Genomic DNA, 19,411 nt, shown 5'->3' on the forward strand with positions numbered 1-19,411 from the left:
TTCAGCCCTTCGGAGATTTTTTGATGCGCAGTGACCTGATCAAGAGCGGCCCCGACCGCGCCCCTGCCCGCGCGATGTTGCGCGCCACCGGACTGGACGACGCGGCGATTGCCCGGCCGCTGATCGCGGTGGTGCATACCTGGTCGAATGTGAGCCCGTGCAACCTCAACCTGCGCGAGCTGGCCGTCGAGGCTGCGGCCGGCATCCGCGCCGCCGGCGGCACGCCGATCGAGTTCAACACGATCGCCGTCACCGACGGCATCGCGATGGGTACGCCCGGCATGCGCGCCTCGCTGATCAGCCGCGAGGTGATCACCGATTCGATCGAGTTGGCGGTGGACGGCCACTGCCTCGACGCGATGGTGGTGCTGTGCGGCTGCGACAAGACCATTCCCGCCGCGGCCATGGCGCTGGCACGGCTGAACATTCCCGGCGTCGCGCTGTACGGCGGCAGCATCGCGCACGGGACACACGACAACCATCCGATCACCATCCAGCAGGTGTTCGAGGCCGTCGGTGCGCATGGCGCCGGCAAGATCGACGACGCCGAACTGGCCGCCGTCGAGCGCGACGCCTGTCCCGGCGCCGGTGCCTGCGGTGGCCAGTTCACCGCCAACACGATGGCGATGGTGCTGACCACGCTGGGCCTGTCGCCGATGGGCTTCAACGACATCCCGGCCACGCATCCGGCCAAGGGCGCTGCCGCATTCCGCTGCGGCGAGCTGGTGATGGAATGCCTCAAGACCGAGCGCACGCCGCGCGACATGCTGACGCGCACCTCGTTCCGCAACGCCGCCCGCATGGTCGCCGCCACCGCCGGGTCCACCAACGCGGTGCTGCACCTGCTGGCGATCGCGCGGGAAGCCGGCGTCGAGTGGACGCTGGAAGATTTCGAGCCGGCCTCGGTGCACACACCGGTCATCGCCGACCTGCTGCCCGGCGGTCGCTACACCGCGGTGGAGATGTTCGGTGCCGGCGGCAGCGCACGCGTGGCGCAGGAGCTGATCGCTGCCGGCATGCTGGAGGACGCACCCACCGTCACCGGCCGCAGCCTGTTCGCCGAAGCGGCCGCGGCGCCCCGCGCGGAAACACAGGACGTGGTGCATCCGGTGAGCCAGCCGCTGAAGCCGCGCGGCGGCTACTCGATCCTTTACGGCAACCTAGCACCGGAGGGCTGCATCCTCAAACTGGCCGGCAAGAGCGGCCATTTCGAAGGCAGCGCGCGCGTCTTCGAGAGCGAGGAGGAAGCGTTCGCCGCCGTGCAAGGCGATCGCATCCACGCTGGCGACGTCATCGTGATCCGCAACGAAGGGCCCGCCGGCGGCCCCGGCATGCGCGAGATGCTCGGCGTCACCGCGGCGTTGGTCGGCCGCGGCCTCGGCAACGACGTGGCGCTGATCACCGACGGCCGTTTCTCCGGCGCCACCCATGGCTTCATGGTCGGCCACATCGCGCCGGAAGCGGCACGGGGCGGCCCGATCGCGCTGCTGCGCGAGGGCGACCGCGTGGTGATCGATGCCGAACACCGCGAGCTGCGCACCAGCGCCGATCTGGAAAGCCGCCGGGCCAGCTGGCATCCGCGCCCACCGAAAGTCACCCATGGCGCGCTGGCGAAATATGCACTCCTGGTCGGCTCCGCTTCCGACGGCGCCACCACCAACCAACGAACGGACGTCCAGACGTCTACTTCTCATACCGCACCAACCGCTTCGACAACCATCATCACCGAACCTGCAGGAGTCACCGCATGAGCACCACCACTTCTCCCAACATCTTGAAGAACGCCCGCATCGCCGTACTCGGCTACGGCAGCCAGGGCCGCGCGCATGCGCTGAACCTGCGCGATTCCGGCCTCGACGTCGTGGTCGGCCTGCGGCCCGGCGGCCCGACCTGGAAGCGTGCCGAGGCCGATGGCTTCGCCGTGGTCGAGCCGGCGCATGCCGTGCGCGGCGCCGATCTGGTGGCCGTGCTGACGCCGGACATGGTGCAGCCGGCGCTGTACAAGGAAGCGATCGAACCGAACATCAAGCCGGGTGCCGCGCTGCTGTTCGCGCACGGCTTCAACGTACACTTCAAGCAGATCGCTCCGCGTGCGGACATCGACGTGGTGCTGGTCGCGCCGAAGGGTCCGGGCGCACTGGTGCGCAGCGAATACGAGCGCGGCCGCGGCGTGCCCGCGCTGTTTGCCGTGCATCAGGATGTCAGCGGCCACGCCGAGGCGAAGGCCAAGGGCTACGCCGATGGCATCGGCGGCGGTCGCGCGCTCCTGATCGAGACCGATTTCAAGGAAGAGACCGAAACCGACCTGTTCGGCGAGCAGGCCGTGCTGTGCGGCGGCGCCAGCGAGCTGGTGATCGCGGGCTTCGAGACCCTGGTCGAGGCCGGCTACCAGCCCGAGATCGCGTACTACGAGGTGATGCACGAACTGAAGCTGATCGTCGACCTGTTCTACGAGGGCGGCCTGACCAAGATGCTGCAGTTCGTCTCCGAGACCGCGCAGTACGGCGATTACGTCAGCGGCCCGCGGATCGTCGACGCCGGCACCAAGGCGCGCATGAAGGAAGTCCTCAACGACATCCAGGACGGCACCTTCGCGCGCAACTGGACGGCCGAATACGCCGCCGGCCTGCCCAACTACAAGCGCCTGAAGCAAGCCGATCTCGACCATCCGATCGAGCAGGTCGGCGCAAAGCTGCGGGCACGGATGCCGTGGCTGCAGCCGGCGGCAACCGAGGCCGCCAAGGCGCCGCTGAAAAAGGTGAGCTGACGCTCTTTGCCTCCTCCCCTGCGAGCAGGGGAGGAGGCACTGCCAACCGTATTGTTGAGGAATTCCGCTAGTGCTAGTGAATGCGCAACCGAAAGCCGAGTCAGATCCGGATCGACACCCGCTCGCCGGCCAGCCGATGAGCGGTGCCGACGTGATCGTGCAGGTGTTCGCCGATGAAGGCGTCGAGGTGATGTTCGGTTACTCCGGCGGCGCGATCCTGCCGGTATACGACGCCGTGTTCCGTTACAACGCCATACACCTGAAGGAAAACGGCGACGAGCCGATGCCGCTGATCGTGCCGGCCAACGAACAAGGTGCGGGCTTCATGGCCGCGGGTTATGCGCGCGCCTCCGGCAAAGTCGGTGTGGCCGTGGTCACCTCCGGCCCCGGCGCAACGAACATGGTCACGCCGGTGCGCGACTCGATGGCCGACTCGATCCCGCTGGTGGTGATCTGCGGCCAGGTGAGCACCGCGGCGATCGGCAGCGACGCGTTCCAGGAGGCGCCGATCAGCAACATCATGGGCGCCTGCGCCAAGCACGTGTTCCTGGTCACCGATCCGGCGCAGCTGGAAGCGACCTTGCGCACCGCATTCACCCTCGCCCGCAGCGGTCGCCCCGGGCCGGTGGTGGTGGACGTGCCCAAGGACGTGCAGAACACCGCGCTGAACTTTCGCGGCGCCGGTGAGCTGGCACTGACCGGCTACCGCGCACGGCTGCGGGCGGTGGAACAGTCGGCACTGAGCGATGCCGACTGCGCCGCGCTCTTCGCCGCACTGATGCAGTCGAAGCGGCCATTGATCTATGCCGGCGGCGGCGTGATCGCGGCGGGTGCGTCGGCCGCACTGCGCGCGTTCGTCGATGCGTTCGGATTGCCGGTGACCACCACCTTGATGGGTCTTGGCGCGTTCGACACCACCGATCCATTGGCGCTGCACATGCTGGGCATGCACGGCACGGCGTATGCGAATTACGCGGTGGAGGATTGCGACTTCGTGCTGGCGCTGGGCGCGCGCTTCGACGATCGCGTGGCCGGGGTGCCGGACAAGTTCGCGCCGCGTGCGAAGTTCATCGCGCACATCGACATCGACCCGGCCGAGATCGGCAAGGTGAAATCCGTGCACTGGCATCATGTCGGGCCGATGGTGCGTGCGCTGGAACGGTTGACCAGCTACGGCCGTGCGCATGGCCTGCGGCCGTCGCTGCAGGCCTGGCACGAGCACGTGGCCGAGCTGAAACGCGTGCATGCGTTGAACTACGACCGCACCAGCGCGCTGATCCAGCCTTATGCCGTGCTGGAAGCGATCAACCGACACACGGGCGGCCGCGCCATCATCAGCACCGGCGTCGGCCAGCACCAGATGTGGTCGGCGCAGTACTTCGACTTCCGCGCGCCGCGGCATTGGCTCACCTCCGGCTCGATGGGCACGATGGGTTTCGGCCTGCCGGCGGCGGTCGGCGCGCAATTCGCCCGGCCCGACGCGCTGGTGATCGACATCGACGGCGACGCCAGCATCCGCATGAACATCGGCGAGCTGGAAACCGTCACCACCTACAACCTGCCGGTCAAGGTGGTGGTGCTCAACAACGTCGGCGACGGCATGGTGCGGCAGTGGCAGAAGCTGTACTTCAAGGGCCGCTTCGCCGCCTCCGACAAGAGCCTGCACCGGAAGGACTTCGTGCTTGCGGCGCAGGCCGACGGCTTCGCCTGGGCGCAGCGGCTGGAGCGCGTGGAGGAACTGGAGGCGACCATCGCCGCGTTCCTCGCCTTCGATGGTCCGGCCTTCCTCGAAGTGATGATCGACCAGGATGCCGGCGTGTATCCGATGGTCGGCCCCGGCGCCAGCTACGCACAGATGATCACCGGCGACTTCATTGCCTCGCGCCATGCGTCCCCGGTTCACGAAACCGCGCCTTCCAACATGTTCTGAGCATCACCCGGAGCGAACCGCCATGAACCACACCTTGTCCATCCTGTTGCAGAACGAAGCCGGCGCGCTGGTGCGCGTCGCCGGGCTGTTCGCCGCGCGCGGCTACAACATCGACACGCTGACCGTCAGCGCCACCCATGATCCGGCCGTGTCGCGGCTCACCCTGAGCCTGCAGTGCGACGATGCCGGCGTCGCGCAGATCCTGCAGCAGACGCGCAAGCTGGTCGACGTGCTGCAGGTGGCGCATCCGGCGACGGCACTGGCGGCATGAGTGCAGTCGTTGCGCCGGCTGCCGACGATGCCGCAGCCGTCGACGACTTGCTGGCGCAGACCCGTGCCGCACGTGTTTATGACGTGGCACACGAGTCCGCGCTGGAAGCCGCCCCGCTGCTCAGCGCGCGACTCGGCCGGCCGGTGCTGCTCAAGCGCGAAGACCAGCAGCCGGTGTTCTCGTTCAAACTGCGCGGTGCGTACAACCGCATGGTGCAGCTGGACCCGGCGCAACGCGCGCGTGGGGTGATCGCCGCTTCCGCCGGCAACCACGCGCAAGGCGTGGCGCTGGCCGCGGCAAAACTGGGCATCCGCGCCACCATCGTGATGCCGGTGACCGCGCCGCAGGTGAAGGTGGATGCGGTGCGCCGGTTCGGCGGCGCCATGGTGGAAATCGTGCTGGCCGGCGACTCCTACAGCGACGCGCAGGCTGCCGCCGCGCAACTGCAGGCCGAACATGGCGCCACCTTCGTGCACCCGTTCGACGATCTGGCGGTAATAGCTGGCCAGGGCACCGTGGCATTGGAAATCCTGCACCAGCATCCGGGCCCGTTGCACGCGGTGTTCGTGCCGGTGGGTGGCGGCGGCCTGCTTGCCGGCGTGGCCGCTTGCATCAAGGCGCTGCGGCCGGAGGTGAAAGTCATCGGCGTGCAGGCGCTCGATGCCGACGCGATGACGCGTTCGCTGGAAAAGGGCTCGCGCGTGGCGCTGGACGAGGTCGGCCTGTTCGCCGACGGCACCGCGGTGAAGCAGGTCGGCGCGCTCACCTTCGCGCTGTGCCGGCAACATGTGGATGCCATGCTGCGGGTGGACACCGATGCGATCTGCGCGGCGATCCGCGACATTTACCAGGACACCCGCTGCGTGCCGGAACCCTCCGGCGCGCTGGCGCTGGCCGGGCTGAAACAGTATGTCGCCACGCGCGCCCACCTCGGTGAGCAAGCTGCCGATGGCGCGTTGGTGGCCATCGTCTCCGGCGCGAACATGAATTTCGACCGCCTGCGCTTCGTGGCCGAACGCGCCGAGGTGGGCGAGCAGCACGAAGCCGTGTTCGCGGTGACGATCCCGGAGGAGCGGGGCAGCTTCCGCCGCTTCTGCGCCGCACTGGGCCGGCATAGCATCACCGAATTCAACTACCGCATCGGCGATGCCAGTTCCGCCCATATCTTCGTCGGCGTGCAGATCGCCAGCCGCGATGAGCGCGAGGCGCTGGCGGCCGCGTTCCGCGCGCAAGCGTTCGATGTGCTCGACCTTACCGATGACGAGCTGGCCAAACTGCACCTGCGCCACATGATCGGCGGGCGCTCGCCGCTGGCACGGCATGAGCGCTTGTACCGCTTCGAGTTCCCCGAACGGCCCGGTGCACTCACCCACTTCCTCGGCCAATTGCACCCGGACTGGAACATCAGCCTGTTCCACTATCGCAACCATGGCGCCGATTACGGCCGCATCCTGGTCGGCATCCAGGTGCCGCCCGAAGAGTACGCCCTGCTTCCGCCGTTTCTGGCCGCGCTGGGTTACCCGCATTGGGACGAGAGCGACCACCCCGCGTATCGGCTGCTGCTGCGCGAGTAAACCGGATCGCGCGATGCATCACCATGCCTGTATTGCAGTGATCCAGCACGCGAACAGAGTCTGGCGGCCACGTTAAACTCGGCGAATGGCCACCCCTCCCCGCAAACGCCAGCGACCCAACACCCCGCCTTCGGCCACCACCCGCCCACGGCCCGGCCTGGCGAAACCCGCCGCGCGGCCGGTCCAGCCGGCCGACAGTTCGACCCGCGCCACGCGAGTGTTGAACTGGCTGCTGCGGAAGCTGCCGACGCGTTATCGCGAGAAAGCGCTGGACTATCTGGTGCTGACCCGGATGGATCGGCCGATCGGCGCGCTGCTGCTGCTGTGGCCGACCTGGTGGGCGCTGTGGCTGGCGGCCGGCGACTTCCCGCCGTGGAAGCCGCTGATCGTCTTCACTCTCGGCGTGTTCGCCATGCGCGCGGCCGGTTGCGCGATCAACGATTACGCCGACCGCAAGCTGGATCCGCAAGTGGCGCGCACGGCCGGCCGGCCGATCGCATCGGGCCGGGTGACGCCGCGCGAGGCCTTGGTCGTGTTCGCCGTCCTGCTGGTGTTCGCCTTCGTGCTGGTGCTGTTCACCAATCGGCTGACGATCGAGCTGTCGTTCGCCGGTGCCGCGCTGGCTGCGCTGTATCCGTTCACCAAGCGCTACACCTATATGCCGCAAGTGGTGCTGGGCGCGGCGTTCGGCTGGTCGATCCCGATGGCATTCGCCGCGGTGATGAATACGGTGCCGCCGGTGGGCTGGCTGCTGTTCATCGGCAACATCATCTGGTCGGTGATCTATGACACCGAGTACGCGATGGTCGACCGCGAGGATGACCTCAAGGCCGGCGCCAAGTCCACCGCGATCCTGTTCGGCGACGCGGACCTGCCGATCCTGGGCGTGCTGATGGGTACGTTCCTGCTGGCGATGCTGTTCGTGGGTCAGCGCGCCGCGCTGGGCTGGCCGTACTGGCTAGGCCTGCTGATTGCCGCCGGGTTGTTCGGCTATCAGCACTGGCTGATACGCGACCGCATCCGCAGCGCCTGCCTCGCCGCGTTCCGCCACAACAACTGGTTGGGACTGGCGGTGTGGATCGGCATCGTGCTGGCACTGGCCGTGCGCTAGATGAGGAGTGAGTGAAGAGGAGTGAGAAACGAGTAAAAGCTGAAAGTCACGAAGTTCCTCTCGTTTCTCATTCCTCGCTCCTCTACTCACTTCTCGTCCCAGGCGCCCGTGCCAGCGCCCACACATCCACTCGCGACACGCCGGCACGCCTGAGCACACGAGCACACTCGGCCAAGGTGGCGCCGGTGGTCATCACGTCATCGAGAATCGCCACATGCGCGGGAAGCGCGATGCCCGCGCGCAACGCGAACGCGCCGCGCACATTGCGGCGACGGCCGAGGGCATCGAGCTCGGTTTGCGCGTCGGTCCGGCGAATACGTTGCAGCACGTCGTGGCGCAGCGGCACGCCGAGGTCGCGGGCGAGCGGACGAGCCAGTTCCAGCGCCTGGTTGTAACCGCGCTCACGCAGCCGGCCCAGATGCAGCGGCACGGCCAACAGCAGTTGCGGCGGCTCGATCGGGCAGGGCTCGCGTCGCCACAGCGTCGACAACACACGGCCGGCGGCGAGATCGGCACCGAACTTGTAGCGCGATTCCAGCCTATCCAGCGGCCAGCCGTAACGGAACGGCGCCCACGCCGCATCCCATGGCGGAATACGGCGCTGGCATTCGCCGCACAGTGGCGCCGGCGTGGCCAGCGGCAAGGCGCAACGCTTGCAACAGCTGCGATTGCGCGGCAGCTCCGCCGCGCAATCGGCGCACAGGTCGATGCCCTCGGCACCTGCAGCGCCGCACAGCAGGCAGTGCAGCGGCAACACGAAATGCCGCAGCCGCCGCCAGGTTGTCATCAGCGCATCCATGCGCATCTCCGTTCAACGACCGGGCTTGTACAGTGCCGCGTCGAGAATCGACCACAGATGGATCAACCATCCGAGCCAGATAATCCACAGCACCGCCGCCAGCACGAACATGACGATCGCCATCAGTAGGCGCCCCTGCACCAGCTGGCCGAGCCCCGGGATAAAGAAACTGCAGATGGCCGCGAGCACGTTGCCGCTGCTGCCTTGTCCTTCGCTCATGCTGGTCCACCCCACGTCTGGTTGCCTCTGATAGCGCGATGGTAGCGTCTGAGCCGTATTCACGCCTGCGTCAACCATTACTCGAACCGATTGGTTGACACTCCTCGTAGCGACTCCCACACTTTCGCGATTCTTTATGGGAGTCTCTGTTCCATGGACGACACTGTCATCCGCCACGACTGGACCCGCGCCGAAGTGGCCGCGCTGTTCGCGCTGCCGTTCAACGAGCTGCTGCATCGCGCGCATGCGGCACATCGCGAGCATCACGATCCGAACGCCGTGCAGGTATCGACCCTGCTGTCGATCAAGACCGGCGGCTGTCCGGAAGATTGCGCGTATTGCCCACAGGCGGCCCGTTACGATACCGGCGTGCAAGCGCAGAAACTGATGAGCGTGGAAGCGGTACTGGAGCGTGCGCAGGCTGCGAAAGATGCCGGTGCCAGCCGCTTCTGCATGGGCGCGGCATGGCGGGGCCCGAAGGACCGCGATGTGGTCAAGGTGGCCGAGATCGTCCGCGCGGTAAAAGGCCTGGGCCTGGAAACCTGCGCCACGCTGGGCATGCTGAGCGGATCGCAAGCCGACACCTTGAAGGCCGCTGGCCTCGACTACTACAACCACAACCTCGACACCGCGCCGGAGTTCTACGACGAAGTGATACACACCCGTCAGTACCAGGATCGCCTCGACACGCTGGAGCACGTGCGCCATGCCGGCATGAAGACCTGCTGCGGCGGCATCGTCGGCATGGGCGAATCGCGCGATCAGCGCGCCGGGCTGCTGCAGACCCTGGCCACGCTGCCCGAGCATCCGCAGTCGGTGCCGATCAACCAGCTGGTGCAGATCGAAGGCACGCCGCTCAACGGCACCGAGGCGCTGGATCCGTTCGAATTCGTGCGCACCATCGCGGTCGCTCGGCTGCTGATGCCGGCCTCGATGGTGCGTTTGTCGGCCGGTCGTCAGCAGATGGACGACGCGGTGCAGGCGCTGTGTTTCTTTGCCGGCGCCAATTCGATCTTCTACGGCGAAAAGCTGCTGACCACCGGCAATCCGGATGTGGAACACGACCGCGCGCTGTTCCGCCGGCTCGACCTGCATCCCCTGCAGGTGGTCGAGGAAACCGGCACCGTGCATGCGGACATTCTGGAAACCGCCGACACGGCTGGCTGCGGGCAAAGCTGTGGTTGCAGTGCCGCGGCCTGACCTGCTCAAGCGTCTGGCCATCCAGACGGCTGAACGTGCCGAGGCGAAACTGCTGCGCCGGCTGCGCACTCTCGATAACGCTGACGGGCCATGGCTGGATGTAGGCAACGGGCGCCTGCTGTCGTTCTGCAGCAACGACTACCTCGGTCTGGCGCAGCACCCGCAGCTGGTCGCTGCGCTCACCCGTGCGGCCAGGCAAGGCGGCGTAGGCAGCACGTCGGCTCATCTGATCTGCGGGCACCGCACCGAACATGCGGAGCTGGAGGAAGCACTCGCCGTATGGACGGGCCGCGAACGCGCGCTGCTGTTCTCCACCGGTTACATGGCCAACCTCGGCGTGCTGCAGGCGGTGCTGGCGCGTGGCGACATCTGCGTGCAGGACAAGCTCAACCACGCCTGCCTGCTCGATGGCGCCAAACTCAGTGGCGCCGAACTGAAACGCTATCCGCATGCCGATGTCGCCGCCGCCGCGCGGCAGCTGGCAACCCGCCCCGATGCCGCCGCGCTGCTGGCGACCGATGGTGTATTCAGCATGGATGGCGATGTCGCGCCGCTGCGCGAACTGGCGGCCTTGTGCGCCCGTGATCGCGCCTCCTTGCTGGTCGACGACGCGCACGGCCTCGGCGTGCTCGGCGAGCATGGTGCCGGCAGCGTCAATGCCGCCGACCTCAGCCAGCATGAAGTACCGCTGCTGATGGCCACGCTGGGCAAGGCGCTCGGTTGCATGGGCGCCTTCGTGGCCGGCCCGGCCGCGCTGATCGACGGCCTGATCCAGTTCGCGCGTCCCTACATCTATACCACCGCGATGCCGCCGGCGCTGGCCGCCGCCGCACTCGAGTCGGTGCAGTTGGCGCAGACGGAAGATTGGCGGCGGGAGAAGCTCGCCGCGCTGATCGCACGCTTCCGCCACGGTGCTGCCGAACTTGGCCTGCCGCTGGCCGCATCCTTCAGCGCGATCCAGCCGCTGCTGCTGGGTAGCGCCGACGCGGCGCTGGCTGCGGCGCAGGCGCTGGAACGGCTCGGCCTGCTGGTCAGCGCGATCCGCCCACCCACCGTGCCGTCGGGCCAGGCGCGATTGCGCATCACGCTGTCCGCGACGCACGAGGAAGCCCATGTCGACCGCCTGCTGGACGCACTGGAAACACTGCATCTGTCCGTGCCGCAGCGGGCCGCGCCGGGCGACCACGTATAATCGCCGCCTGCTCCGCCGATTCCCCCGCATGTCGATCGTCAATATCTCCGCCTATAAATTCGTCAGCCTGGACGACTTGCCCACGCTGCGCGAACGGCTGCTCGCCCGCTGCGAAGCGCTGGCGCTGAAAGGCACGATCCTGCTGGCGCCGGAGGGCATCAACCTGTTCCTTGCGGGCAGCCGCGCCGCGATCGACGGCTTCATGCCCCCCTTGCGCGAAGATCCGCGCTTCGCCGATATCGAACCGAAAGAGTCGTTGTCCGACGAGGTGCCGTTCGGCCACATGCGGGTGCGTCTGAAGCGGGAAATCATCACCATGCGGTTGCCGACGATCCGCCCCGAAGGCGGCCGCGCGCCCGCGGTGGACGCTGCCACGCTGCAGCGCTGGCTGGATCAAGGCCACGATGACGAGGGCCGCGAAGTCGTGTTGCTGGACACCCGCAACGACTACGAGACCGAGGTGGGCAAGTTTCCCCAGGCCGTGGACTACCGCATCGCCAGCTTCACCGAATTCCCCGCCGCCATCGCCGCCGACCGCGCACGCTACGAAGGCAAGACCATCGTCTCGTATTGCACCGGCGGCATCCGCTGCGAGAAGGCCGCGCTGCACATGCAGGATCTAGGCATGCCTCGCGTCTATCAGCTCGAAGGCGGCATTCTGAAATATCTGGAGCAGACCGACGGCGCCCACTGGCGCGGCGATTGTTTCGTGTTCGACGGGCGCGTCGCGGTGGACAAACAGCTCCTGCCTTCGTCTCCTATCCCCTCTCGGCTTTCGCCTCCTCTCCCCTCCGGGGAGAGGATCGAGGTGAGGGGACATTCTGGCGAAGGTGTTGTTTCGAGGCCGGCTTCGATCGACGCCACCGCGAGCACCTGCCCCTCATCCGCCCCTTCGGGGCACCTTCTCCCCGACGGGGAGAAGGAAATATCGGCATGACCTTGCATGTCGAAAAGGTGGGCCACGGCCCCGCGCCGATGGTGCTGCTGCATGGCTGGGCGATGCACGGCGGCGTACTGGCGCCGCTGGTCGAGGCACTGGAAGCACACTGCACGATGTATGTGGTCGACTTGCCCGGCCATGGCTACTCGCGCGACTGCGGACTGCCGCTGGAACCACGCGCCTGCGCCGCAGCGATTGCCAAAATTACGCCGCCAGCGATCTGGCTCGGCTGGTCGCTGGGTGGCATCGTCGCGCTGACCGCCGCGCTGGAAATGCCACGGCAGGTGCGTGGCCTGGCGATGCTTTGCGCCACGCCGAAATTCGTGCGCGATGCCGGCTGGCCGTTCGGTGCCGACGGCAAGCTGGTGCACCAGCTCGCCACCGATCTGGAAACCGATTACCACGCTACCATCGAGCGTTTCCTGGCGCTGGAAGCGATGGGTAGTGCCGACCCGCGCGCTGAATTGCGCCATCTGCGCGCGCTGGTGTTTGCCCGCGGCGAACCCGACCTGCGTGTGTTGCAGGAAGGCATCCGCATCCTGGAAGCCACCGACCGCCGCGCCGCCCTGCCCGACCTCAGTGCGCCCAGCGCCTGGATCAGCGGCCGCCGCGACCGGCTGGTGCCGCCGCAGGCGATGGCATGGTCGGCCGGCCAGTGCGGCGGCAGCTACGACGACATCCAGCAAGCCGGCCACGCGCCGTTCTTCGGCCATGCCCACGCAGTCGCGCAAGCGCTGCAACCCTTGCTGGCATCCACCAACGCGATGAGCCTGATTTGATGGATACGTTCCACCTCGATCAACAGCTGGTACGCCGTCATTTCGGCCGCGCCGCCAAAAGCTACGAACAACACGACGTGCTGCAGCGCGAAGTGCAGGCCGCCTTGCTGGAACGTCTGGACTTCTATACACAGACCCCACAACGCGTGGTCGACGTCGGCGCCGGCACGGGTCGCGGCAGCGCGCTGCTCAAGCAACGCTATGTCAAGGCCGAGGTGATCGCGGTCGATCTGGCGCTGCCGATGCTGCGCGTGGCGAAACAGCACAGCAGCTGGCTGAAGCCATTCATCCGCGTGTGCGCCGAGGCCACCGCCCTGCCGCTGGCCGACCACAGCGTCGACGTGCTGCATTCCAACCTGTGCTTTCAGTGGATCGACGACTTGCCGGCACTGTTCGGCGAATGCGTGCGCGTGCTGAAACCCGGTGGTCTGCTGGCGTTCTCGACGTTCGGTCCGGATACGCTGAAAGAGCTGCGCGCAGCATGGGCCGAGGCCGACCAGCAGCCGCACGTCAGCCGCTTCCTCGACATGCACGATATCGGCGACGCCATGCTCAACGCCGGCTTGCGCGATCCGGTACTGGACGTGTTCCGCTACACCTTGACCTATAGCGAACCACGCAAGCTGCTCGAAGAACTGCAAGGCCTCGGCGCCACCAATGCCGACCGCACGCGCGAACGCGGGCTCACCGGCAAGTCACGCTATCAGCGAATGCTCGCTGCCTACGAGGCGATGCGCGTGCATGAGCGTATTCCGGCCACGTGGGAAGTCGTCACCGCCCATGCCTGGGGGCCACCCGTCGGCCAGCCGCGGCGGGGTGCCGACGGCGGCGAAATCGCCAGCTTCTCGATCGACAGCCTGCGCGGGTCGCGCCGCACCTGACACTGCGGTAGCGGCTCCGTGCGACGTCGCGCACGGAGCCGCCGGGTGGATCAGAAGCTGTACTTCAGCGACGCACCGACACCGTAATCCGGGCTGCCGTTGGCGAAGCCACCGAGCACGTAAGCCTGCACGCGCAGGTTGTCGTTGAACTTGTGGTTCCAGTAGCCGGTGAGTTCGCTCTGCGGGGCGCCGCCGTCGGCGATCCGCTCGCGGTAGTAGTAGTACGCACCGATGCTGTCACTGGTGCTCAGCTTGTAGTCGGCGCCGATGTTCGCGTTGAAGCCGTTCTTCAGCTTGATGTACTGCGAGCTGCCGTACTTCATCCAGCCCACGCCGCCGAACGCCGTCCAGGCGCCGCTTACCTTGTACGTATCCAGCGACAGACCGTAGTCGTTCTTGCCGGTACCCAGGCCCTTGTTCTCGTCGGCGGTGCCGAATTTCACCTTGCCGGTGAGATCCAGCCCGAACGTGCGGTCGGCACTGCCGAACAGCTCATAGCCGGCCGACGCCGTGACGTCGCCCAGGCCCGAGGCCGAACCGCTGGTGGTGGTGCTGGGCGTCGTCCCACCGTTACCGTTACCGTTGCCGTGACCGTTGCCACGCCCGTGCGGGTTGCCGTTCTTCACCTTGCCCACGCCGGGAATCACGTTGCCCGCGCCGCTGATGTTGATGTACGGCACGGTGAGCTTGAACGTCCAGCGATCGCTCTGGTACGCCGCGGTCACCGGCACCGACCAGATATCGGTCGTGGTGTCGGTGCCGTACTTGCCGCTGCTGTAATCGGCACCGGCGGAAAGGCTGAACTGGTCGCTGTCGGGCGTGGTGGCGGCATGGGCCGCCGGTGCACCGATCAGCAGCAAGCCGCCGACGATCATCCAGTGTTGTGGGTTACGCATGTAAGGGTTTCCTTGCAGGTGATGAGAATGGCAGCAGGCCCGGCATCATACCGGGCCTGCATGAACTACGAGGTGTCGGAGCTGGACTCAGCCGCCCGGACGACCTGCGTGATCCGGGTGATCGGGATGCTCGGGACGATCCGGCCGACTTGGACGATCAGGGCGATCCACCTTGCCCACTCGATCAGGTTTGCCCGGATGGTCGACGCTGTGCACCTTGGCCAGCTCGACCTTCTCCACGTGAACGTGCGCATGTCCGTTCGCGGAGGCGCTGCCGACAGCCTTCGGCGAACGCATCACGTCACCCAGCTTGAAACCGTCGGCCTTGGCGATCTGGCCCCAACCCTCGCCAGCGGCACGCTGGGCCAGCACACCCTTCAGGTCGATGCTGGTCCCATTGGCCATGACCAGCGTACCGCCGTTCAGCGCGGCGGCCATCTCGGCCGCGGTCGGGTCGGTGATGCCGTCTTTGGCGAGAATCGCCTCAGCCAGCGACAGCGCGATCTTCACGTTGCCGTAGCCCATCTTGCCGGTGGCTGGCTGAAACGTGGTCGCCGTGGTGGTCGTGGTGCCGTCGGGATTCTTGGTCACATCGTCGAGCGTGATCGCGGTGCCGTCGCGCAACCCGGTGACCAGCGCCTGCGAGTTCGTGTCCGAACCGGCGAAGCTGGTGAACTCGGTGCTCAGCCGGGTCGATTCATGCGTGCTGGTGCCCGTGGAAACGGAAGTGCCGGACGAAGTGGCGGTCTGCGCCATCACCGGTGCGGTGGAGAGTGCGCCGAGTACCGCGATGCAAATCAGCGTGGATTTGAAACGGAAGGAATTCATGGGATGACTCCGAAGATGCAACGATGGCGAAATGCCTGGAGGACGACACCGCACATTTCCTTCCATGCCCCCTTGTGCCCAAAACCTGCCCGATCAACGCTGGCGATTCGCACACTGATGCCGTCCCGGCGGCATCTTGGCGCCAGGCGGGCTCGGCGTACAAGCGCCACCACCTTATTTGTTCAGCATGCATTCCGTGCGCCGAATGGGCGTCACAGTTGCTTCACTCGAATGTGTGAACGGATCGACATTTACAGCGGACTGCCCCCCGACAGAACGGCAATTCCCGCAGCCTGGCACCGCCTAGCTCAGCATATCGTGCCGGAAACAGCTGACCAGATGATCATTGATCATCCCGGTCGCCTGCAGCAGCGAATAGCAGATCGTGGTCCCGACAAAACGAAACCCGCGCTTTTTCAACTCTTTGCTCATGCGGTCTGACAGCGGTGTGCTGGCCGGCACCTTTCCCTTGTCGCGCCAATGATTGACCAGCGGCTTGCCATCGACGAACGACCACAGATAGACGTCCAGACTGCCGAACTCGTCGATCACCTCGAGCGCAGCAATCGCGTTGTCGCGCGTGGCCGTCACCTTCAGCCGGTTGCGGATGATGCCGGGATCGAGCAGCAGTTTTTCCAGTTCGCGATCCTTCATCGCAGCGACGCGGGCGATCTCGAAGTTGTGGAACGCCTTGCGATAGTTCTCGCGCTTGGCCAGCACAGTGCGCCAGGACAGGCCGGCCTGCGCGCCCTCCAGGCACAGGAACTCGAACAGGGCACGGTCGTCGTGCAGCGGCATGCCCCATTCGGTATCGTGGTATTCGCACATCAATGCATCGCTGCCGGTGGCCCAGTGGCAGCGTGACAGGTCGGATGTCTTGGTCATGAGGGGCAATGGATGAGTGGGACGACGAGGAGAACGATATGGGCGTGCCGGCACAACGTAGCCGACACCGCTAGACTTGTCGCCCCTTTCCTGCCGGCTTCCGCATGTCGCCCCCCTCATCGCCACGACGCGGCGCGGTACTCGCGCTGCTCGTCACCATCCTGGTCTGGGCCTACAGCTGGGTAGTGATGAAACAGGTGCTGGCGCATGCCGGGCCGTTCAACTTTGCCGCGCTGCGCTATCTGCTTGGCGCAGCGGTGCTGTTCGCGGCGTTGTGGATCTCGCGGCAGTCGATGCGGCCGCCACCGATGTTGCCGACGATTCTGATCGGCCTGTGCCAGACCGCCGCATTCCAGGGGCTGGAACAATGGGCACTGCTCGACGGCGGTGCCGGCCACGTGGCCTTGCTGGCCTACACCATGCCGTTCTGGGCCGTGCTGCTGGCGTGGTTGCTGCTGGGTGAACGGCCCCACCGGCGGCACTGGCTCGGCCTGGCGCTGGCCGCACTGGGCCTGCTGTGCATCATCGAACCGTGGCATGGCATGGGCAATGTGGTGAGCACCACACTGGCGATTGCCGGCGGTGCAGCTTGGGCGGCTGGTACGGTGTTGAGCAAGCGGCTGTTCCGTCAGCACACGTTCTCCGTGCTCAGCCTCACCGCGTGGCAGATGCTGGCCGGTGCTGTGGCGCTCGCGGCCGTCGCACTGGTCGTGCCGCAACGCCCGATCGACTGGAACTGGGCGTTCATCGGCGCACTGGCCTATAGCGTCGTGCTCGCGTCCAGCCTGGCATGGTGGCTGTGGTCGATCGTGCTGCAGCGCCTGCCCACCACGGTGGCCAGCCTGAGCAGCCTCGGCGTGCCCATCGCCAGCGTGCTGCTGGCGTGGTTGATCCTGCACGAGCAGCCGTCCATGATGGAAATGCTCGGCATTGCGCTGGTGCTGCTGGGGCTGATCGCGGTGAGCGGCGTGGGCGTGCGGCGCCGTCCCTGACGGTTATTCAGCGTGCGGGCTTTCGCGTGGCGATATGATGCACAGCTGCCGAAGCCGAAGAAACGCCGATGTTCGATTTATCCCAAATGTGGGCTCACTGGGTCAGTTGGCTGAGCGCTCACGCGGTCGTACCGCTGCTGGCTGCGCTGCATCTGGACGGCCTGGCGGGCGACCCGAATGACATTGCCGCCTCGCTGCTGATCGCGGCGTTGCAGGTAGGCATCATCGGCTTCATTTTCCGTCCGCTGGAGACCTGGTTTCCGGCCGAGAAGTGGACCGATCGCCGGCTGACCCTGGTCGATCGCAATTACACCTTGCTGATGCTGCTCGGCATCTTTCCGCTGTTCACCTATCTGGTGCTGACCCCGTTCAGCCATCTGTTCGGCGGTACCGACACCGCCACCTCGAGCACCGGCTCGCCGCTGGCGCTGACGCATTGGGTGCCGTGGTTCAACCAGCATCCGTTCGTACTGTTCGCGGTCTACTACCTGGTCTACGACTTCGTGTACTACTGGATGCACCGCACCCAGCACGCGATTCCATGGTGGTGGGCGCTGCACAGCATGCACCACAGCCAGCGCCAGATGAGTTGCTGGACCAACGACCGCGGCAGTCTCGTGGACGGCTTCATCCAGTCGATGATCCTGGCCACGGTAGGCCTGGTGATCGGCGTGGATCCGGACCAGTTCGCGTGGCTGATGCTGATCGGCGAACTGGTGCAGAACTTCTCGCACACCAACGTGCGGCTTGGCTTCGGCCGCGTATTCGACCGCATTTTCGTCGCCCCGAAATTCCACCGGCTGCATCACATGCTGGTCGATCCCGAGCGGCCGACGCTGCATGTCTGCAATTACGGACAGGTGCTCTCGATCTGGGACGTGCTGTTCGGCACGGCGTTGTACGGCATGGCGCCGCGGCCCACCGGCGTGGGCGACCCGGTGGTCGACGCCGACAATAACTACGGCCTGGTCGGCCTGCACTGGGCCGCGCTGAAGCGTTTCTGGGGTGCGGTGCGCCGCATCGAAGGCTGGAGGCCGGGCGAAGTGGCGTTCGGCGAAGATTACCGGCCGATCCCGGTCAGCCAGCTCGACTTGCATGCGTTCGAACACAAGTCGCCGACGGAGGTTGCCATCGAACCGGTTCCGGCCGACACCACCACCGAGGTCGCGCTGGGCTAATTCACGTTACGCCAGGGCAATGCCAGCAGATCCACATTGCCGCCAGTCAGCACCACGCCGATGCGGCGCCCGGCGAATCGCTCGCGCTGCTTGAGGATCGCCGCCAGCACGGTGGCGCTGGATACCTCGACCACCTGCTTCAGCTCCGACCACAGCAGCTGCATCGCCGCGATGGTTTCCGCGTCGCTGACGGTGATCACCTCGACGCCATGTGTGCGCAGTGCATCGAGGTTGCGCTCACCGACCAGCGCGCGCAGGCCGTCGCAGATCGTGTCGGGCACCACCGTGGTCACTCGCGCAGCGCGCGCCAGTGATTGCGCCGCATCGTCGGCGCCTTGCGGCTCGGCGCCGAACAAGGCCAGCGAAGGGTCGATCGCATGCGCGGCAATCGCCACGCCGCTGGCCAGGCCGCCGCCGCCGACCGGAGTGATCAGCGCATGCAGCCCGTCCGCTTGCTGCAGCAGCTCCAGTGCCAGCGTGCCTTGGCCGGCCATCACGCGGGTATCGGCATACGGATGCACCATCACCGCACCGGTGGTGCGTTGTATTTCGGCAGCCATGGCCTCGCGGGCGGCCTGGGTGGGCGCGCAACGGTGCAGGATCGCGCCGGCACGTTCGATCGCCTCGACCTTGGCCCGCACCGCGCCTTCGGGCACCACCACGTGCGCGGCGATGCCGCGTGTGGCCGCGGCCAATGCCAGCGCATTGCCGTGGTTGCCGGACGAGTGCGTAACCACGCCACGTGCGGCCTGTTCGTCACTCAATGACCACACCGCATTGCAAGCGCCACGGAATTTGAATGCGCCGCCACGTTGCAGGTTCTCGCACTTGAAGTACAGCTCGGCGCCGCTCAACTCATCCAGCGCCGCACTGCGCAGCACCGGTGTCACACGCGCATGCGGCGCGATGCGCGCGGCGGCATCGCGGACCTGTTCGAAACCGGGCAAGACGTCCATCGCCGCACCTGCG

At 66.5% G+C, this 19,411-nt stretch carries 19 protein-coding genes; 13 read left to right on the forward strand and 6 right to left on the reverse strand.

The features are described 5' to 3' along the window. Nucleotides 1-23 precede the first annotated feature (23 nt). The 6 genes from BUA26_RS07475 to ubiA all read left to right on the forward strand — a co-directional run bounded on the left by BUA26_RS07475 (nt 24) and on the right by ubiA (nt 7,653). The gene (locus tag BUA26_RS07475) at nt 24-1,751 is read left to right on the forward strand and encodes a dihydroxy-acid dehydratase (RefSeq protein WP_072759203.1); all 1,728 of its coding nucleotides are present in this window, start codon (nt 24-26) and stop codon (nt 1,749-1,751) included. Then, complete coding sequence (gene ilvC / locus BUA26_RS07480) at nt 1,748-2,767, forward strand: ketol-acid reductoisomerase (protein WP_072759204.1); 1,020 nt, start codon at nt 1,748-1,750, stop codon at nt 2,765-2,767. The genes BUA26_RS07475 and ilvC overlap by 4 nt, the downstream gene beginning before the upstream one ends. 136 nt (nt 2,768-2,903) lie before the next feature. Further along, a complete protein-coding gene (gene ilvB / locus BUA26_RS07485; protein ID WP_083572901.1) occupies nt 2,904-4,697 on the forward strand; it encodes a biosynthetic-type acetolactate synthase large subunit in 1,794 nt (597 codons plus the stop codon). A gap of 22 nt (nt 4,698-4,719) precedes the next feature. Then, a complete protein-coding gene (gene ilvN / locus BUA26_RS07490; protein WP_072759207.1) occupies nt 4,720-4,968 on the forward strand; it encodes an acetolactate synthase small subunit in 249 nt (82 codons plus the stop codon). Then, on the forward strand, nt 4,965-6,542 hold the full coding sequence (ilvA, locus tag BUA26_RS07495; RefSeq protein WP_072759208.1) for a threonine ammonia-lyase, biosynthetic: 1,578 nt from the start codon (nt 4,965-4,967) through the stop codon (nt 6,540-6,542). The genes ilvN and ilvA overlap by 4 nt, the downstream gene beginning before the upstream one ends. A 217-nt stretch (nt 6,543-6,759) precedes the next feature. Next, entirely contained in the window at nt 6,760-7,653 is an 894-nt protein-coding gene (gene ubiA / locus BUA26_RS07500; protein WP_072759209.1) for a 4-hydroxybenzoate octaprenyltransferase, read from the forward strand. Between the two features lie 82 nt (nt 7,654-7,735). Here the strand turns inward: ubiA and BUA26_RS07505 are convergent, their stop codons facing one another. Further along, nucleotides 7,736-8,452, reverse strand: coding sequence for a ComF family protein (locus tag BUA26_RS07505; protein WP_143154196.1), 717 nt, complete (start codon nt 8,450-8,452; stop codon nt 7,736-7,738). Between the two features lie 12 nt (nt 8,453-8,464). Beyond that, complete coding sequence (locus tag BUA26_RS07510; RefSeq protein ID WP_072759211.1) at nt 8,465-8,671, reverse strand: hypothetical protein; 207 nt, start codon at nt 8,669-8,671, stop codon at nt 8,465-8,467. Between the two features lie 153 nt (nt 8,672-8,824). On the opposite strand from BUA26_RS07510, the gene bioB reads away from it, so the two are divergent. The 5 genes from bioB to bioC are packed head-to-tail and all read left to right on the forward strand — an operon-like array spanning nt 8,825 to nt 13,663. Further along, a complete protein-coding gene (gene bioB, locus BUA26_RS07515) occupies nt 8,825-9,871 on the forward strand; it encodes a biotin synthase BioB (RefSeq protein WP_072759213.1) in 1,047 nt (348 codons plus the stop codon). Beyond that, nucleotides 9,858-11,063 carry an 8-amino-7-oxononanoate synthase gene (gene bioF, locus BUA26_RS07520; RefSeq protein ID WP_072759215.1) on the forward strand — a complete coding sequence of 402 codons (1,206 nt, stop codon included), beginning with the start codon at nt 9,858-9,860 and terminating at the stop codon, nt 11,061-11,063. Before bioB ends, bioF begins: the two co-directional genes overlap by 14 nt. Nucleotides 11,064-11,091: 28 nt before the next feature. After that, nucleotides 11,092-12,000, forward strand: coding sequence for a sulfurtransferase (locus tag BUA26_RS07525; protein ID WP_072759217.1), 909 nt, complete (start codon nt 11,092-11,094; stop codon nt 11,998-12,000). Further along, the gene (bioH, locus tag BUA26_RS07530; RefSeq protein ID WP_072759219.1) at nt 11,997-12,782 is read left to right on the forward strand and encodes a pimeloyl-ACP methyl ester esterase BioH; all 786 of its coding nucleotides are present in this window, start codon (nt 11,997-11,999) and stop codon (nt 12,780-12,782) included. Before BUA26_RS07525 ends, bioH begins: the two co-directional genes overlap by 4 nt. Then, nucleotides 12,782-13,663 carry a malonyl-ACP O-methyltransferase BioC gene (bioC, locus tag BUA26_RS07535; protein WP_072759221.1) on the forward strand — a complete coding sequence of 294 codons (882 nt, stop codon included), beginning with the start codon at nt 12,782-12,784 and terminating at the stop codon, nt 13,661-13,663. Before bioH ends, bioC begins: the two co-directional genes overlap by 1 nt. Before the next feature lie 50 nt (nt 13,664-13,713). Here the strand turns inward: bioC and BUA26_RS07540 are convergent, their stop codons facing one another. The 3 genes from BUA26_RS07540 to BUA26_RS07550 all read right to left on the reverse strand — a co-directional run bounded on the left by BUA26_RS07540 (nt 13,714) and on the right by BUA26_RS07550 (nt 16,272). Continuing rightward, entirely contained in the window at nt 13,714-14,559 is an 846-nt protein-coding gene (locus tag BUA26_RS07540; RefSeq protein WP_072759223.1) for a hypothetical protein, read from the reverse strand. Between the two features lie 87 nt (nt 14,560-14,646). After that, the gene (locus BUA26_RS07545) at nt 14,647-15,387 is read right to left on the reverse strand and encodes a hypothetical protein (RefSeq protein WP_072759225.1); all 741 of its coding nucleotides are present in this window, start codon (nt 15,385-15,387) and stop codon (nt 14,647-14,649) included. Nucleotides 15,388-15,690: 303 nt separating this feature from the next. After that, complete coding sequence (locus tag BUA26_RS07550) at nt 15,691-16,272, reverse strand: DNA-3-methyladenine glycosylase I (RefSeq protein WP_072759227.1); 582 nt, start codon at nt 16,270-16,272, stop codon at nt 15,691-15,693. 104 nt (nt 16,273-16,376) lie between these two features. Between BUA26_RS07550 and BUA26_RS07555 the strand changes: the two genes are divergently transcribed. Together BUA26_RS07555 and BUA26_RS07560 are read left to right on the forward strand one after the other, a co-directional pair. Next, entirely contained in the window at nt 16,377-17,264 is an 888-nt protein-coding gene (locus BUA26_RS07555) for a DMT family transporter (protein WP_072759228.1), read from the forward strand. A 68-nt stretch (nt 17,265-17,332) separates the two neighbouring features. Further along, nucleotides 17,333-18,442, forward strand: a complete 1,110-nt coding sequence (locus BUA26_RS07560; protein WP_072759230.1) for a sterol desaturase family protein — start codon at nt 17,333-17,335, stop codon at nt 18,440-18,442. On the opposite strand, the gene BUA26_RS07565 is transcribed toward BUA26_RS07560, so the two are convergent. Continuing rightward, entirely contained in the window at nt 18,439-19,398 is a 960-nt protein-coding gene (locus BUA26_RS07565) for a pyridoxal-phosphate dependent enzyme (protein ID WP_072759231.1), read from the reverse strand. The genes BUA26_RS07560 and BUA26_RS07565 overlap by 4 nt on opposite strands. Nucleotides 19,399-19,411 lie beyond the last annotated feature (13 nt).

It is taken from the genome of Rhodanobacter sp. OK091, from assembly GCF_900142825.1.
Classification (GTDB): domain Bacteria; phylum Pseudomonadota; class Gammaproteobacteria; order Xanthomonadales; family Rhodanobacteraceae; genus Rhodanobacter.

Coding starts and splice junctions, on each gene's coding strand:
- bioH (WP_072759219.1), top strand. CDS start 11,997: ATGACCTTGCATGTCGAAAAGGTGGGCCACGGCCCCGCGCCGATGGTG.
- BUA26_RS07555 (WP_072759228.1), top strand. CDS start 16,377: ATGTCGCCCCCCTCATCGCCACGACGCGGCGCGGTACTCGCGCTGCTC.
- BUA26_RS07475 (WP_072759203.1), top strand. CDS start 24: ATGCGCAGTGACCTGATCAAGAGCGGCCCCGACCGCGCCCCTGCCCGC.
- BUA26_RS07525 (WP_072759217.1), top strand. CDS start 11,092: ATGTCGATCGTCAATATCTCCGCCTATAAATTCGTCAGCCTGGACGAC.
- BUA26_RS07560 (WP_072759230.1), top strand. CDS start 17,333: ATGTTCGATTTATCCCAAATGTGGGCTCACTGGGTCAGTTGGCTGAGC.
- BUA26_RS07545 (WP_072759225.1), bottom strand. CDS start 15,387: ATGAATTCCTTCCGTTTCAAATCCACGCTGATTTGCATCGCGGTACTC.
- bioB (WP_072759213.1), top strand. CDS start 8,825: ATGGACGACACTGTCATCCGCCACGACTGGACCCGCGCCGAAGTGGCC.
- BUA26_RS07510 (WP_072759211.1), bottom strand. CDS start 8,671: ATGAGCGAAGGACAAGGCAGCAGCGGCAACGTGCTCGCGGCCATCTGC.
- ilvN (WP_072759207.1), top strand. CDS start 4,720: ATGAACCACACCTTGTCCATCCTGTTGCAGAACGAAGCCGGCGCGCTG.
- BUA26_RS07565 (WP_072759231.1), bottom strand. CDS start 19,398: ATGGACGTCTTGCCCGGTTTCGAACAGGTCCGCGATGCCGCCGCGCGC.
- ilvA (WP_072759208.1), top strand. CDS start 4,965: ATGAGTGCAGTCGTTGCGCCGGCTGCCGACGATGCCGCAGCCGTCGAC.
- BUA26_RS07540 (WP_072759223.1), bottom strand. CDS start 14,559: ATGCGTAACCCACAACACTGGATGATCGTCGGCGGCTTGCTGCTGATC.
- BUA26_RS07505 (WP_143154196.1), bottom strand. CDS start 8,452: ATGGATGCGCTGATGACAACCTGGCGGCGGCTGCGGCATTTCGTGTTG.
- bioC (WP_072759221.1), top strand. CDS start 12,782: ATGGATACGTTCCACCTCGATCAACAGCTGGTACGCCGTCATTTCGGC.
- ilvB (WP_083572901.1), top strand. CDS start 2,904: ATGAGCGGTGCCGACGTGATCGTGCAGGTGTTCGCCGATGAAGGCGTC.
- BUA26_RS07550 (WP_072759227.1), bottom strand. CDS start 16,272: ATGACCAAGACATCCGACCTGTCACGCTGCCACTGGGCCACCGGCAGC.
- ilvC (WP_072759204.1), top strand. CDS start 1,748: ATGAGCACCACCACTTCTCCCAACATCTTGAAGAACGCCCGCATCGCC.